Consider the following 12,810-nt stretch of genomic DNA (forward strand, 5'->3'; position numbering starts at 1 on the left):
GGTCCTCCCTGGGGAGCCCCAGGTCACCCAGGACATCCCGGGTCATCCCCAGTTGGGCACCACCATCACCAGCCACGCCACCGCGGGCACCACCGCCACCACGATCCCTCCGTACACCATCAGCTGCCTGAAGAAACGCTCGCGGTCGACGTCCGGCGCCGCGGCCAGCACCAGCGCGCCGTTCGTCGAGAAGGGGCTCACGTCCACGACCGTCGCCGACACGGCCAGCGCGCACACCATGCCGATGGCACCGATCTCGCCCTGCGCGAGGAAGGGCACGGCGAGGGGGATCAGGGCGCCCATGATCCCGACGGACGAGGCGAACGCCGAGACGATCGCGCCGATGTAGCAGAGCAGGACCGCGGCCAGCAGCGGGACGCCGATGCCGCCGACGCCCTCGCCGGCCCAGGTGATGGTGCCCATCTCGTCCAGGACACCGACGTATGTGAGGACACCGCAGATCAGCAGGACCGTCGACCAGGCGATCTGGCCGACCGCGTTGCGGCTGTCCTCCGGCCAGGCGGTGCTCAGCACGACGGCGAGGGTGATCGCGGTCAGACCGGCGTCCAGGTCGAAGGCGAGGACGGCCACGACGAGGGCGACGAGCGAGGTGAGCGTGGCGATCCGGGCCGGGGTGAGGCGCGTGGTGTCGGGGGTGGTGGGTGCGTCGGGGCGGGTGGCCACGGCGGTGTTGGTGCCGGTGCCGGTTCCCGCGCCGGCACCGGTACCGGTGGGCTGCGGGCCGGAACCGCCCTCCGGAAGGTCGCCCTTGTCGGAAGAGCCCTTGGACGCGTCCTTGGAGGGCCCGTCCAGTGGGACCGCCCCCTGCGCCCACAGCTTCAGGCCGCCGAAGAGCACGAAGACCACACCCGCGATGATCAGGTTGGCGAACAGGGAGGCCAGGAAGAGGGTGATCTCGTTGCCCGGCAGGTCCTCCCGTTCCACGATCCCGTTGACGATCGACCCGTAGATGCTGATCGGCGAGAAGCCGCCGCCCTGCGCCCCGTGCACCACCATCGCGCCCATCAGCAGCGGGCTGATCCCGTACCGCGCCGCGAAACTCAGCGCGATCGGCGCCACGATGGCGACCGCGGCCGGACTGACCGCGCCGATCGCGGTGAGTGCCCCCGTGATCACGAACATCACCCACGGGATCAGCGCGACCCGGCCGCGTACGAGCCGGATCGAGGCGTGCACGAGCCAGTCGGTGGTGCCGTTGGCGCGGGCGATCGCGAAGAGGTACGTCACCCCGACGAGCACGACGAAGAGGTCTCCGGGAAAGCCCGCGAAGATCTCGTCGGCGTTGAGGTTCGCGACGAGTTCGCCGACCCCGAACGCGGCGGCGAAGGCGAGCGCGCCCATGTTGATGGAGCGGGTGGTGGCGATCACGAACACCACGACGAGTACGAGGATCGATATGAGTTCGGCGGACATACGGGCTCCCGTCTTTGGGCCCCGGAGCGGCATAGAGGGCTGTGGATTGGCCAAGTGGCTGAACCACTTCGGTCGCTGGACAGCGTGGGCGCGACCCGGACGGACGTCAAGGGGTCGCGCAGGAATTGGCTCAGCCAGTTGACCACTGGGCCACGGTGTTACGCTCCCGACGAAGGGGGACCCCATGACCGAAGCCCTGCGCCCCATGACGAAGCAGCGCCTCTACGAGCAGGTGCTCGAGCGGTTGCGCCAGTACGTCGCCGAGGGCGGTCTGCGCGCCGGTGACCGTCTGCCACCCGAGCGCGACCTCGCGGCCCGCCTCGGCGTCAGCCGCGCCTCCGTGAAGCAGGCCATCGTGGTCCTGGAGGTACAGGGCCTGGTCGAGGCCCGGCACGGCGGCGGTACGTACCTGGTCCGCGACAGCCTCGACGTCGAACCCGTCGAGCGGCTTGTGGAACGCCGTCGGCGCCTGCCCGACGTACTCGAAGCCCGCGAGGCCCTGGAGACCAAGCTCGCCGAACTCGCCGCCGAGCGCCGCACGGACGACGACCTGGCCGCCCTCCGCCAGGCCCTCGACCACATGGAGCGCGAGATCGAGGAGGGCGCGTACGGGGTGGAGGGTGACCGGCTCTTCCACGCCGCGGTCACGGCGGCGGCCCACAGCAGCATCCTCGCCGAGTTCATGCGCTCCATCGCCGACCAGATCACCGAGAGCCGCAACGAGTCCCTCCGCCAGCCGGGCCGCCCCACCCGCTCCCTGGCCCAGCACCACGCGATCCTCGACGCGATCGCCGACCGCCGCCCGAGCCAGGCGGCCACGGCGATGCGACGCCACGTCCGCACGGTGGCGAAGGTACGGCTGCTGGACTGGGACCCGGAGGAGGACGACTCACCATCGGCCTGACAGGGGTCGTGGGCCCGCGATGCGCCCGTACGTCCTGGGAGTTCGCGCGCCCGGGCGCTTGAGTCTCCAGCGGCTGGAGGGTCCAGGATCTCGCCCATGGAAGACGAACGCCCCGACGTGCTCACCATCGGCCAGCTCGCGCACCGCACCGGACTTTCGGTGCGCACCCTGCGCTTCTGGTCGGACGAGGGAGCGGTGCCACCCGTGGCCCGCTCCGCAAGCGGCTACCGGCTGTACGACGCCGAGTCCGTGGCCCGCGTTGAGCTGGTCCGCACCTTGCGGGAGCTGGGCCTCGGGCTCGACGACGTGTGCCGCGTCCTGAACGGCCGCACCACGGTCGCCGAGGTCGCCGACGCGCACGTGGCCGCGCTCGACGCGCAGATCCGCTCCCTCAAGGTGAGCCGGGCCGTCCTGTCCACCGTATCGAAACGTGGTTCGACCGCTGAGGAGACGGCACTGATGAACCGGTTGGCACGGCTTTCCGCCGCCGAACGCAAGCAGATCATCGACGAGTTCAAGGAGGAGGTGTTCGGCGGTCTCACCGTCGACCCGCACCTGCGTGACCGCCTGCGCACCTTCAGCATCGAACTGCCGGACGACCCCACACCCGAACAGGTCGACGCCTGGATCGAACTGGCCGAGCTGGTGCGGGACCCCGGGTTCCGCGCCCGGATGCGCACCATGCTGGAGCTGAGCACCCCGGTCCCCGGGCAGAGCCGTCCCCCCGGGGCGTCCATCTGGTGGGCCAGGCAGGTCGTGCAGACCGTCGCGGAGGTCAGAAAACGCGGGATCGCCCCTGAGGGACCGGCAGCGGCCGAAGTGCTGTCCGAGCTGTTCGGCGACGCCGATCGGGCCGCCGTGCTGTTGTGCCTGGAGGCCGGGATCGAGGCAGAGGCGGAACGCTACCGCAGGCTCGTCGCCCGCGTGCGCGGACAGTATTCGTCTCCCGACGCTACCGAGGAGCTGGAGTGGCTGGCGCGAGCCCTGCGTGCCGCGGATCAAGCGTCTCGGATGAGCTTAGGTTTTCCTGGGTAGGGCTGGGTTTTCGGCCCGGTCCCGGTGGAAAAGTGATCTCGGCTGTGGTCCCGGCCGCCCGTGTCGTGTGACGGGGGTGGCGTGGGTGTGCAGGTGGAAGCCTGCGCCGAGTCTGGCCCCACGGGGCTGGTGCCGGGTGGGGGTGCTCATCGTGTGCGGTGCCTGCCGCCGTCCGCGCCGCTGGGTGCGGCGGGTTGGTGGCTGGGGCGTCCGCCCCGCCGGACGCTTTCCACCCGGTCCCGCTGCTGCGGGTGTTCCGGGTGGGGCGGGGACCCTGCGTCGCTGCCTGGGCACAGGGCGGTTTCTCGTCGGGCCCGCCTTCGTCCGGTCCACGGCAGCAGACTGCTGCGGACCGTCGGGAATGGCGGGTCCGGGGTGGGTGGTGTGCCGGACCGGCCGGTCCAGCTCCGGAACCGTGCGGCGGATCACATAGGTACCACTCGCGCGGTCCAGGACGGTTGTGTGCTGGTGGGTCAGGCCGCGGGCGCCGATCCGCTGCCAGGCCGCGACGTCCCGGTCCGCGCTGTAGCCGCAGGCGGTGTTGGGGCAGACAGCCCATTTCCAGCCTGGTGTGGTGCGGTCGGGGGCGGCGCAGTAGCGGAAGGCGGTCAGGCATCTGGGGCAGTACCTGGAGGTGCCGCGGGCCGGGACGATGACCACCGCGATCCCGTACTTCGCGGCCTGGTGGCGGGTGTGGGCGACGATCTGCCCGCGCACCGACTGCGAGAGGCGGGTGTTCAGTGTGCGGCCCTTGCCGCGGGCCTCCATGTCCCGCAGGTCCTCCAGGTAGATCACCGAGGTCTTCGCGGCGCGGGCGTGGCCGACCATGAAGTGGGCGGCCGCCTGGGCGAGCTGCTCGTTCAGCCGCGTACGACGCTTGCTCACCCGCGCGTGCTCGGTGCGCAGCACCGCCAGCTTCGCCGCGGTGAGCGGATCGGGGCGCAGCCCGCGCGCGGCGTGGCCGTCGGTCAGGGACTGCAGGTGGGCGGCCTTGGCCCAGAGCTGTTCGGCCAGTACACGCAGCCGGTCGGCCTTGGCGAGGATCCCGTCCGGGCGGAAGAACACCGGCTGCCCGTTCGTGTGCACGGTCGGCTGGGCGCCGCCGGTCAGGGTCAGACTCCCGCCGGTGAGCAGGGTGTTCAGCCCGTAGTCGAAGGCCACCGCCCGCGCATGTCCGTCCCGCCGGGTCGTGGGCACAGCGGTGGTGTGGGCGAGGTCCAGGCGCAGCCGCCCTGCGCGCAGGCGCAGGGTCGGGGTGTGCAGGGCCGCGGTGTGGTCGATGGTGGGCGGCAGCCGGAACCGGATCACCACGGGGTGCCAGTCACCCCGGGTGCGCGGATCGGGCCGCACCGGCAGACGTACGGTCAGCACCGCGTAGCGGGCCGGGTCCTCCTCACAGCGGGCCAGCGTGGCCAGCTGCTTGTCCGCGGCGGCCAGCACCACCTGACGGCCGCCGCCCGGAGCCGCCTCCAGCTCACAGATGTCGGCGGGCAGCCGGTCATGGGCCGCCTGGAAGGCAGCGCTCTGCCGGGTGCGGGCGCGCAGCACCGAGGCCGCCACCGCCTGCCCGTCCGGGCAGGCCGCCCGCAGCGCCTCCCACTCGGCCCCGGTACGCCGCATCGGATCGGCGTCGGGGCCGGTGGGCCAGGTGGCCAGCACCGCGTCGGTGATCTGCGTACGCCACCAGGCCGAACGCAGCGCCCGCCCGGCCTGCTCCTCGGCGATGCGCCGCACCCGGTCAGGAACGTACAGACCTGCGGGCACGGTGGCCGCCCAGCCCAGCATGCGCAGCGCCATCCACGCATGTGACGGCAGCCGCTGCCCCGACAGGTCCCGCCCGGAGGCGAGCTGGGCCAGGTCCGGGCGGTTCCAGTGGGCGCCGGTCACTGACATGCACATCGTCTCGACCAGAGCCGTCAGCCAGCCCACCCGCCCGGCCAGCGCATCGGCGCCCAGGGCTTCGCCGGTGACGGTGTCCAGGCCGCGGAACGCGGACGCCGACGCGCACGCCACTCGCTCCGTCTGCCCCTCACCCAGCCGGACTTTCCGCCGCATCCTGTCACTCCCGTCCGGCCACCCAAGACTGCTGTCCGATCATCGAACTCACTTACACAACGCGCTCCGTCCGGAAAGGTCACGCAGTAACCGCAAGGGCCCCGAGGAGAGAGGAAGGATCACGGCAACACCAAGAAACCCCAAGCCAGTCGGTCCGCTGTTAGTGACCCTGACTGGTCGTACCGCCTCTGCCCCGGATGGGTTGAGGCGAGCCGGGGCGAGTCGACGCGAGCCGTGGTGTTGACCGCCGTCACGAGGGGTGGTCAGCCGACTCGGCGCCGGCCTCACCTGGCCTTCTGCAGGGCGCGTTCGCGGCGCGCGGCCACGCTGGAACCGGATTCCCTGCGTGCCATCCTGCGCAGCACGACCGGTGCCACGAGGAGGCCGAGCACCGTCCAGGCGCCCAGCACACCGACCGTCTCCAGGTGGCGCCACGACTCCCCGATCTCGACAGCCACCGCCTCCGGCGGCAGCAGTGCGGAGCGCATGCCCAGGCCGAGCCAGTAGACCGGGAACACCTGGGCGATCCACTGCAGCCACTCCGGCAGCGCGGTGACCGGATAGAAGATGCCCGAGATCGCGATCATCCCGAGGACGGGCAGCTGGATCAGCCCCTGCGAGCGTGCGCTGGTGAACACCGAGCCGAGGATCGCGCCGATCGGCAGGGTGGCCATCATGCCGAGTACCAGCACCCAGGCGAGGCCCAGCCACGCGTCCGCACCGAGGTCGAGCCCCTTGATGAGGAACAGCCCGGGGATCAGGAAGATCACCAAGTCGGCCAGCAGCCCGCCGGAGACCGAGACGACCTTGCCGACGAAGTAGCCGATCATGCCGTTCGGGGTGGCCTTGGCACGCAGAAGAGTGCCGTCCTCGCGTTCCGCGGTGAGCAGCTGGCCCATGGTGACCATGCCGAACGAGGCATTCATGCCCAGGATGCTCGGCAGTGCGAGGGTGCCGAGCAGCAGCCCCGTGCTCCCGAACTCCGCGTCGCGCATGAACCACAGGGAGCCCAGCATCAGCAGCGGCCAGAGCAGATGGCTGGACAGCTCCGCTCCGTTGGTGAACGACTGCCGTAACTCGATCAGGCCGCGTCTCAGGCCGGCGCGTATCGCACAGGTCATCGTGGATCCTCCGCCTCGTGCACCAGTGCCAGATAGGTCTGCTCCAGCGAGGCGCGGTGGACTTCGAGTTCGCTGATCTCCTCACCGTGCTGCTGGAAGAGCCGGCGTACGAAGTCGGTCGACTGCCGCGTCGACCGGGTGAAGCGCTGCTCACCGCGCCGCCACTGGACGCGGTCCTCGCCGGTGATCTGCCGGGCCAGTTCGTGCGGCGTGCCGTCGGCGACGATCCGCCCGCGGTTGAGGATCACGATGCGGTCGGCGAGCTTCTCGGCCTCGTCCAGGTCGTGAGTGGTCAGCAGGATCGTGGCGTCCAGGCGACGCACCAGCTCGTGGAATTCGCGTCTGGCCTGCGGGTCGAAGCCGGTGGTGGGTTCGTCGAGGAACAGCACGTCGGGGCGGCCGACGATGCCGAGCGCCACGTCCATGCGGCGCCGCTGCCCGCCCGAGAGCGTTGTGATCTTCTGGTCGGCTTGCCCGGCCAGGCCGACCGCGTCGATGAGCTCGTCCGGCTCCCACGGGACGCGGGCGCAGCAGGCGTAGTAGGAGGCCTGGTGGGCGAGGAGTTCCCGGACCCGCCACTTCCCGTGGTCACGCCAGGACTGGAGCATGACGCCCACCCGGGCGCGCCACCGCTCGTCCGCGTGTGCCGGGTCGGCGCCGAGCACCTGCACCCGGCCGGCCGAGCGCATACGGAAGCCCTCGAGGATCTCGACCGTGGTGGTCTTGCCCGCGCCGTTCGGCCCCAGCAGCGCCACCACCTCGCCTGGCTGCACCCGGAACGTCGGCCCGTGCAGGACGTCGGTGCTGCCGTAGCGCATACGCAGCCCCTCGACACTCAGGGCGGCCTGCGTCACAGCGCGCTCCGTACCCGCTCGATGAGCCCGGCCCGGTCCACGCCGGCCAGGGCGAGGGCGCGCGGGAGGGTGCCGACCTCCGCCTGGAGGATGGCGAGCAGCAGGTGGCCGGAGTGCAGGTCCTTCTTGCGGTGCGCGGTGGCCATCCGCTCCATGGCGAGCTTGAACGAGGCGCCCGGTCGGAGGCGGCGCTCGGGGTCCTGGCTCGCTCGCGGCAGCTCGAAGTCGTCGAGCGATACTCCGGCCGCGGCCAGGCTGTGCGCGAACTCCCGGTGCAGGGCGTCCTTGAGCGCTTCGTAGCCGAGGCCGGCCGCGTGCAGCACGCGCTGTGCGTCGGTGCCGTCCTGGGCGGCCACCGCCAGCAGTAGGTGGTGTGCGTCGATGGTCGCCGAGCTGTCTTCCTTCGCCTCGACCTCGGCCCGGACCACGACCGACTGGAGATACGTGTCGAACCGGCTCATCCCCGCCTCCTCAATGCGACTCCGGCGGCGATGAGCCGCTTGGCGTGCTTCTTGTAGACCGCTTGGCGCGTGATGCCGAGCGCCTCGGCGACCTGCGGCCAGCTCCAGCCGGACCGCATCGCCTGTTCGACGGCGGCGTCTTCGAGCTGATCGGCAAGGCGGCGCAGTGCGGCGACGGCCGCAAGCGCGTCCGCGGGATCTTTGCTGGACATGGAAGCAACCGTAGTTGACTAATCGGGTCGAAGCAACCACAGTTGCTAAAGCCGCTCAGGTGATCCGCACCCGCGACGGCGGCTGCGCCGCCGGCTCGGCAGGCACAGGGGCTGCCGCACCCACACCGCCACCCAGCAGCGCCTTGGCGCAATGCAAGCCGAGGTACGCCAAGCCGGTGGCTGCCGACGCCAGCGAAGCCCGGCTGCCCCAGCCGGACCCCCAACGCTCATGAGCAAACACCCCGCGGACCACGCCTGGCCTGCAGCTGCCGAACTGCGCGCGTTGACCGCCCTTGGCCCGGCCGTCTACCCGTACGCGGGAGACGTCGTCGCCGACGGCCCGGCAGACGCTGACGCAACGATCCAGCAGCCGTTGTCAGAACCCTGATGCCGACCAAGACCCGGCGGCGTCGGCCGCCCGTCGCTGTCCCGGCACGCTGACTTGCGCCATGTTCCCCGTTGAACCCCCGTGCGCCTTCGAGCCGTTCAGTCGGGCGTGAACTCGTACTGCAGCTCGTAGAGATGCCCGGCTTTGACCATGACGGTCGCTTCGATGGGCCGTTCGTCATCGCTGTAGACGACTCGGAGGGTGCGCAGCACGGGGAGATCGCTGGGGAGGCGCAGCGCCTTGTACTGCTCCTGGGTGGGGACGCGGGCCGAGACCCTGTCCACGCTGAGCCGGGGCGGGTGGCCGAGGTCGGCGAGAAGTGCGGGCGTACCGCCCGTGATTCGGCGGCGTTCCGTGATCGCGGTGCCGCGTGCGATCTCCAACGGGTGGTAGGACTTGACCAGTTCGGCTGGTTCATCGTCCATCAGGAGGAGCTGATGGCGCAGGACCGCCGAACCGCCCTCTGGGAGGTTCAGCGCCTCGGCGACATCCGCGGGAGGGAGTACCTCCGCGACTTCGAGCAACTTGCTCCGTGCTCGCGCCCCTTGCTTCTCCACTTCGGTGAGCCAGCGGTACGGCTCACCCGGCCCAGCCGGTGACATGTACGAAGCCGGGCGCATGGTCCGCTGCCGATGCTCGCGCACCGTGACGGCGGCGCCGGCCCGCCCTACGGACGGCCACCGGACCGCGCGTGGAGTGCACGGATCCGAAAGCCGTGGTGCGCCTCGAGCGGATCGTCAGGGGTGGCGGCCCCGACGTGTGTTGTCAGTAGTGGGGCGCCCCCGGCTTGGCGGCCGGGGGCGCCCCACTGTGCGCTCAGAGGTCGAACCAACCGCGTCGTCTTCGTCGAGAGTCAGCGGGTGGCGCGGTACCTACGCAGGGCGAACAGCAGTCCGCCGCCGGTGAGGAGGAGGGCCGCGCTGACACCCGCGAGATTGGCCATGGTGGTGTTGCCACCGGTCTCGGCCAGCTTGGGTGCGGCGAAGGGAGGCGCGTCCTGTCGGCACCTTGTTCCGGTCGGCGGGAGGGCGCCGTCGATGAGGTAGCGGCTCGCATGAGAGTTGACGCAGCCGCTTGGGTTGAACAGTGCCGTGTGCCCGACTGCGTCGTGGGTCAGCAGGCGGGCATTGGCCAGCTCCTTCGCCATGGCCTGCGCGGCCGACAGGGGAGTTGAGGGGTCGTAGGTGTTCCCGACCACCAGGATGGGGTTCGCCGTCGGCTTGTTCCATGGGCCGCGGTAGCGGTCCTCGGCGACCGCCGGCCAGGAGGCACAGCCCGCGGAGGCCCAGATCCAGTAGCGTCCGGTGTCCCCCGCACGGGCGGCGGCGGCCTCTGCCAGGGTGTGGTACGCACCGGGGTCCCGCGGGTTGGGGCTGTCGCCGCAGAAGACCGCGGTGCTCTGTTCCTCGCCCAGGTACGGATTCGGGTTGGGGACCGGTGGCGGGGGCGGGAGGGGGGACGGTTCCGGGGCGCGGCCCTGCCACAGGTCCTGCAGCCTGCCGGCGAGTTCCGTCCCTCCGAGCTGGACGTCGTAGAGGCTGCTCACCACGTCAGCCACCGTGCTGGCGGAGGTCCACGAGCCCACGGGCTCCTTTCGGAGCCGCTGCAGCAGCTGGTCGTACTTGTCCTGGGTCGCCTTCGGGCTGCCGGCGGAGAACGCGCAGCGGGCGGCCGTCGTGGATCCGCACAACGTGAGGAACCGGTTCACGGTCTCCGCGGCGCTGCGGCCGGAGCCCAAGCGCTGGAACGACGTGGTCCGGGGGGCCTCGTCGGAGGCGTTGTCCGTCCAGGCCTGCGGGTCCCAGTCGGCGTCGAAGACCATGGCGCGGACCCTGCCGGGGAAGAGGTTCGCGTAGGTGGCGCCCAGGTACGTGCCGTAGGAGATCCCGTAGTAGGTGAGCTGCTGATCGCCCGCCGCCTTGCGAAGCTGGTCGAGGTCGCGAGCGTTGTCGGCGGTCGACACATGGCGCAGGAGCTCGGGGACACGCTGCTCACAGCGCCGGCCCAGTTCCTCGTACGCGGCGGTGAAGGCCGCCCGCTCCTTCTCTCCCACCGGGAAGCCCGCCGCTTTGCTCGCATTCCAGTCTGCGGCTTCCTCAGGACTCGCGAAGCAGTTCACCGCGGTGCTGTTGCCGATGCCGCGGGGGTCCCAGCTGACGATGTCGAACCGCTCCCGCACCTCGCGCGGGAAGGACTCGTAGTTCTGTGGCATCTGGACCGTTCCTGGCCCGCCGGGTCCGCCGGGGTTGAAGAACAGAGTGCCGATGCGACGTCCGGGGCCGGTCGCCTTCCGTTTGACGACTGCCAGTTTGATGCTGCGGCCACCTGGATCGTCGTAGTCCAGCGGTACCTTCGCGGTCGCGCAGTCGAACGGGCTGCCCTCTGTGCAGGGTCTCCAGTTCAGCTTCGGAACCGGCACCGACGGTGTGGGCGCTCCGCCGGCCACGGCCAGGTCCTGCCCGGCCCAAGAGGCCGAGCAGGTCATCAGCGCGGCGACGACGGCGGCGTAACTTCGACGGCGCGCTGTCGGTCCTGGTATGTGCATGGGTCGTCCTTTCACGGCTGAGCGCCCACCGCCCGTTGTGCGGGGGAACATCGGCACGTATCCGTGTCCACGGCACCGCGTCCCGGGAACGCGCGCGAGCCGGCCGCGGCCATATGGTCGAACCACGCGTCACGGTGTCGTCGGCGGCCATGCCCGGCGCCCGGTCGCAAGCTCAGTCCACCTCGTACTGCCTCGGGGCCGGATGTCAGTGCCGAGTGCTTGTATTCGGTGCCATGACACCTTCGGTATTTCCCGCCCCGCCCGATCGCATTGAGCGGCCGGACGTCACCGTCATGCAGCAGGCCACCGTCGACGAGTTGCCTCAAATACAGCAGCTCTGGCCGTCGTTCGAGAAGCTGGTCGGGCTGCGCGGACGCAAGATGTACGCGCAGATCGACGTACGCCAGAACACCTACACGGTCTGCACGCCGGTCAAGGAGGACGACCGCCCCGACCTCTTGGACCTGCAGCTCGGCACCCTGCCAGGAGGCTCCTACCTGCGCGGTCGCCTCGTCGGCGACCCGCCCCAGATCTATGAGCGAATCGGCGACGGGATGGCCGAGCTGGAGGCGATGCTGCCGGTCGATGACACCCGGCCCCTGGTCGAGTTCTACCGGCGGCACGACCAGATCGAGCTGTGGGTGCCGATCCGGTCGTGACACCGGATCGGCACCCACAGCCGTGGCCTTGCGCCTTTCCTCACCCCTCGTCGTCAGCTTTTCGACTGAAGGAGGGCGATGGCGAGGATGGCGGCCATCGACCCTGCGGTGTTCGCGATGAAGTCGACCTCGTCCGGGTTCGGGTCCTGGATCCGGAGGTCGATGGGAGTGCGGTCGTTGAGGTTGTTGACCAGCTGGGTCGATGCGTTGCCCCAACTGTTCATCAGCTCCGCTTCGGCTGTGGAGATGGTGTGCGAGCCGCCGTCGAAGGGCGCCCGGTACGCCTGCTCCAGCGGGTCGAACCTCGCGGTCTCGGCGATCGTCATGATGAAGAGCATCGCGGCGTCGGCTGTTGCTTCCGTACGGGGGAGCCTCTCGACCGAGGTGCGCAGATTCCTGAACGCCTGCTCCATCACCTGCGGGCTCAGCGTCAGGCCGGCCCGATTCCGGCGGCTGAACCGCTCCAGATCGGTGTAGCTGCCCGTGAAGTCGAGGCTTTGTACCCTGGCCGCGGCCGTACGCGGGTCTGCGCCGAGATAGCCGGGGTCGTCGCCTTTGAAGTAGACGATGTCGCCGCCCTCACCCGAGGCCGAAGTCGTGAGGTGCCAGCCGATGACGAACAGGTCCCGGGCCCGCATGAGCAGGCGGATACGCGGCGCCCCCGAGGACTCGGCGACGCCGCTGTGCCGAAGCTCCACGGCGAAGATGTTCCTGTGGTCCTTGGGATCCAGGGTGGGATCGGTCTGCAGCACGCCCTCCCGCAGCACCGCCCCATTGGTCGCCCGCTGGCGTACCGCTTTGATCATGTCCTGGTACGCCTTCGGGCCACCGTTGATGTCCCAGACGATGTCCCTGCCGTCGTCGATGGCGCTGGCATCGTCCTGGAACTGCGGGGCCACCAGGGCGCCACCGCCCAGCAGCGTGGCGATGGCGAGGAACAGGACCAGGAACTTCCCGGTCAGCCAGCGGGAACGGCGTTTGTGGCCGCGCCCGCCGGCCCGGTCGACGACTGCTTTTGCTTCTGGGGACATGGGGGACATGTGGGGGCTCCTTCTGGTGCACAGATGGATCGCTCAGAATCCACATGGGATCGCTCAGGATCCCGTGCGGGGCGGCCAGTCTTTTCAGGGGAGCCCGGACGT

The 12,810-nt window shown here is 70.4% G+C and carries 12 protein-coding genes and 1 pseudogene; 4 read left to right on the forward strand and 9 right to left on the reverse strand.

All coding sequences use genetic code 11. The features are described from left to right. Nucleotides 1-42: 42 nt before the first annotated feature. Nucleotides 43-1,434 carry an SLC13 family permease gene (locus tag IEZ21_RS21570; RefSeq protein ID WP_189323565.1) on the reverse strand — a complete coding sequence of 464 codons (1,392 nt, stop codon included), beginning with the start codon at nucleotides 1,432-1,434 and terminating at the stop codon, nucleotides 43-45. A gap of 184 nt (nucleotides 1,435-1,618) precedes the next feature. On the opposite strand from IEZ21_RS21570, the gene IEZ21_RS21575 reads away from it, so the two are divergent. Then, nucleotides 1,619-2,338 (forward strand): FadR/GntR family transcriptional regulator, encoded by a 720-nt coding sequence (locus IEZ21_RS21575; protein WP_189323566.1) that lies wholly within the window; start codon nucleotides 1,619-1,621, stop codon nucleotides 2,336-2,338. Nucleotides 2,339-2,434: 96 nt separating this feature from the next. Next, a complete protein-coding gene (locus tag IEZ21_RS21580) occupies nucleotides 2,435-3,373 on the forward strand; it encodes a helix-turn-helix domain-containing protein (protein WP_189323567.1) in 939 nt (312 codons plus the stop codon). Here IEZ21_RS21580 and IEZ21_RS21585 read toward each other — a convergent pair. From IEZ21_RS21585 to IEZ21_RS21605, 5 genes are all read right to left on the reverse strand, one after another. Continuing rightward, entirely contained in the window at nucleotides 3,356-5,428 is a 2,073-nt protein-coding gene (locus tag IEZ21_RS21585; RefSeq protein ID WP_246568005.1) for a zinc ribbon domain-containing protein, read from the reverse strand. The two genes, IEZ21_RS21580 and IEZ21_RS21585, sit on opposite strands and share 18 nt — an antisense overlap. A gap of 284 nt (nucleotides 5,429-5,712) precedes the next feature. After that, nucleotides 5,713-6,549: an ABC transporter permease gene (locus IEZ21_RS21590; RefSeq protein ID WP_189323568.1), complete on the reverse strand. Its 837-nt coding sequence runs from the start codon at nucleotides 6,547-6,549 to the stop codon at nucleotides 5,713-5,715. Beyond that, nucleotides 6,546-7,367, reverse strand: a complete 822-nt coding sequence (locus IEZ21_RS21595) for an ABC transporter ATP-binding protein (RefSeq protein ID WP_189323681.1) — start codon at nucleotides 7,365-7,367, stop codon at nucleotides 6,546-6,548. Before IEZ21_RS21595 ends, IEZ21_RS21590 begins: the two co-directional genes overlap by 4 nt. A gap of 32 nt (nucleotides 7,368-7,399) precedes the next feature. Next, complete coding sequence (locus IEZ21_RS21600) at nucleotides 7,400-7,864, reverse strand: Clp protease N-terminal domain-containing protein (protein ID WP_189323569.1); 465 nt, start codon at nucleotides 7,862-7,864, stop codon at nucleotides 7,400-7,402. Beyond that, entirely contained in the window at nucleotides 7,861-8,076 is a 216-nt protein-coding gene (locus IEZ21_RS21605; RefSeq protein WP_189323570.1) for a helix-turn-helix domain-containing protein, read from the reverse strand. The genes IEZ21_RS21600 and IEZ21_RS21605 overlap by 4 nt, the downstream gene beginning before the upstream one ends. A 229-nt stretch (nucleotides 8,077-8,305) precedes the next feature. On the opposite strand from IEZ21_RS21605, the gene IEZ21_RS21610 reads away from it, so the two are divergent. Then, on the forward strand, nucleotides 8,306-8,464 hold the full coding sequence (locus IEZ21_RS21610; RefSeq protein ID WP_189323571.1) for a hypothetical protein: 159 nt from the start codon (nucleotides 8,306-8,308) through the stop codon (nucleotides 8,462-8,464). Between the two features lie 98 nt (nucleotides 8,465-8,562). On the opposite strand, the pseudogene IEZ21_RS21615 reads toward IEZ21_RS21610, so the two are convergent. Together IEZ21_RS21615 and IEZ21_RS21620 are read right to left on the reverse strand one after the other, a co-directional pair. After that, a pseudogene (locus IEZ21_RS21615) lies at nucleotides 8,563-9,135 on the reverse strand (GntR family transcriptional regulator); the annotation flags it as partial. A 182-nt stretch (nucleotides 9,136-9,317) separates the two neighbouring features. Next, entirely contained in the window at nucleotides 9,318-11,009 is a 1,692-nt protein-coding gene (locus IEZ21_RS21620; protein WP_189323573.1) for an alpha/beta hydrolase, read from the reverse strand. A gap of 233 nt (nucleotides 11,010-11,242) precedes the next feature. Between IEZ21_RS21620 and IEZ21_RS21625 the strand changes: the two genes are divergently transcribed. Next, entirely contained in the window at nucleotides 11,243-11,668 is a 426-nt protein-coding gene (locus IEZ21_RS21625) for a GyrI-like domain-containing protein (protein ID WP_189323574.1), read from the forward strand. A gap of 53 nt (nucleotides 11,669-11,721) precedes the next feature. Here IEZ21_RS21625 and IEZ21_RS21630 read toward each other — a convergent pair whose 3' ends face one another. Beyond that, nucleotides 11,722-12,708 carry a ribosome-inactivating family protein gene (locus IEZ21_RS21630; RefSeq protein ID WP_189323575.1) on the reverse strand — a complete coding sequence of 329 codons (987 nt, stop codon included), beginning with the start codon at nucleotides 12,706-12,708 and terminating at the stop codon, nucleotides 11,722-11,724. Between the last annotated feature and the right edge of the window lie 102 nt (nucleotides 12,709-12,810).

It is taken from the genome of Streptomyces flaveus, assembly GCF_014647675.1.
GTDB lineage: Bacteria > Actinomycetota > Actinomycetes > Streptomycetales > Streptomycetaceae > Streptomyces > Streptomyces flaveus.

Coding starts and splice junctions, on each gene's coding strand:
- IEZ21_RS21570 (WP_189323565.1), bottom strand. CDS start 1,434: ATGTCCGCCGAACTCATATCGATCCTCGTACTCGTCGTGGTGTTCGTG.
- IEZ21_RS21575 (WP_189323566.1), top strand. CDS start 1,619: ATGACCGAAGCCCTGCGCCCCATGACGAAGCAGCGCCTCTACGAGCAG.
- IEZ21_RS21580 (WP_189323567.1), top strand. CDS start 2,435: ATGGAAGACGAACGCCCCGACGTGCTCACCATCGGCCAGCTCGCGCAC.
- IEZ21_RS21585 (WP_246568005.1), bottom strand. CDS start 5,428: ATGCGGCGGAAAGTCCGGCTGGGTGAGGGGCAGACGGAGCGAGTGGCG.
- IEZ21_RS21590 (WP_189323568.1), bottom strand. CDS start 6,549: ATGACCTGTGCGATACGCGCCGGCCTGAGACGCGGCCTGATCGAGTTA.
- IEZ21_RS21595 (WP_189323681.1), bottom strand. CDS start 7,367: ATGCGCTACGGCAGCACCGACGTCCTGCACGGGCCGACGTTCCGGGTG.
- IEZ21_RS21600 (WP_189323569.1), bottom strand. CDS start 7,864: ATGAGCCGGTTCGACACGTATCTCCAGTCGGTCGTGGTCCGGGCCGAG.
- IEZ21_RS21605 (WP_189323570.1), bottom strand. CDS start 8,076: ATGTCCAGCAAAGATCCCGCGGACGCGCTTGCGGCCGTCGCCGCACTG.
- IEZ21_RS21610 (WP_189323571.1), top strand. CDS start 8,306: ATGAGCAAACACCCCGCGGACCACGCCTGGCCTGCAGCTGCCGAACTG.
- IEZ21_RS21620 (WP_189323573.1), bottom strand. CDS start 11,009: ATGCACATACCAGGACCGACAGCGCGCCGTCGAAGTTACGCCGCCGTC.
- IEZ21_RS21625 (WP_189323574.1), top strand. CDS start 11,243: ATGACACCTTCGGTATTTCCCGCCCCGCCCGATCGCATTGAGCGGCCG.
- IEZ21_RS21630 (WP_189323575.1), bottom strand. CDS start 12,708: ATGTCCCCCATGTCCCCAGAAGCAAAAGCAGTCGTCGACCGGGCCGGC.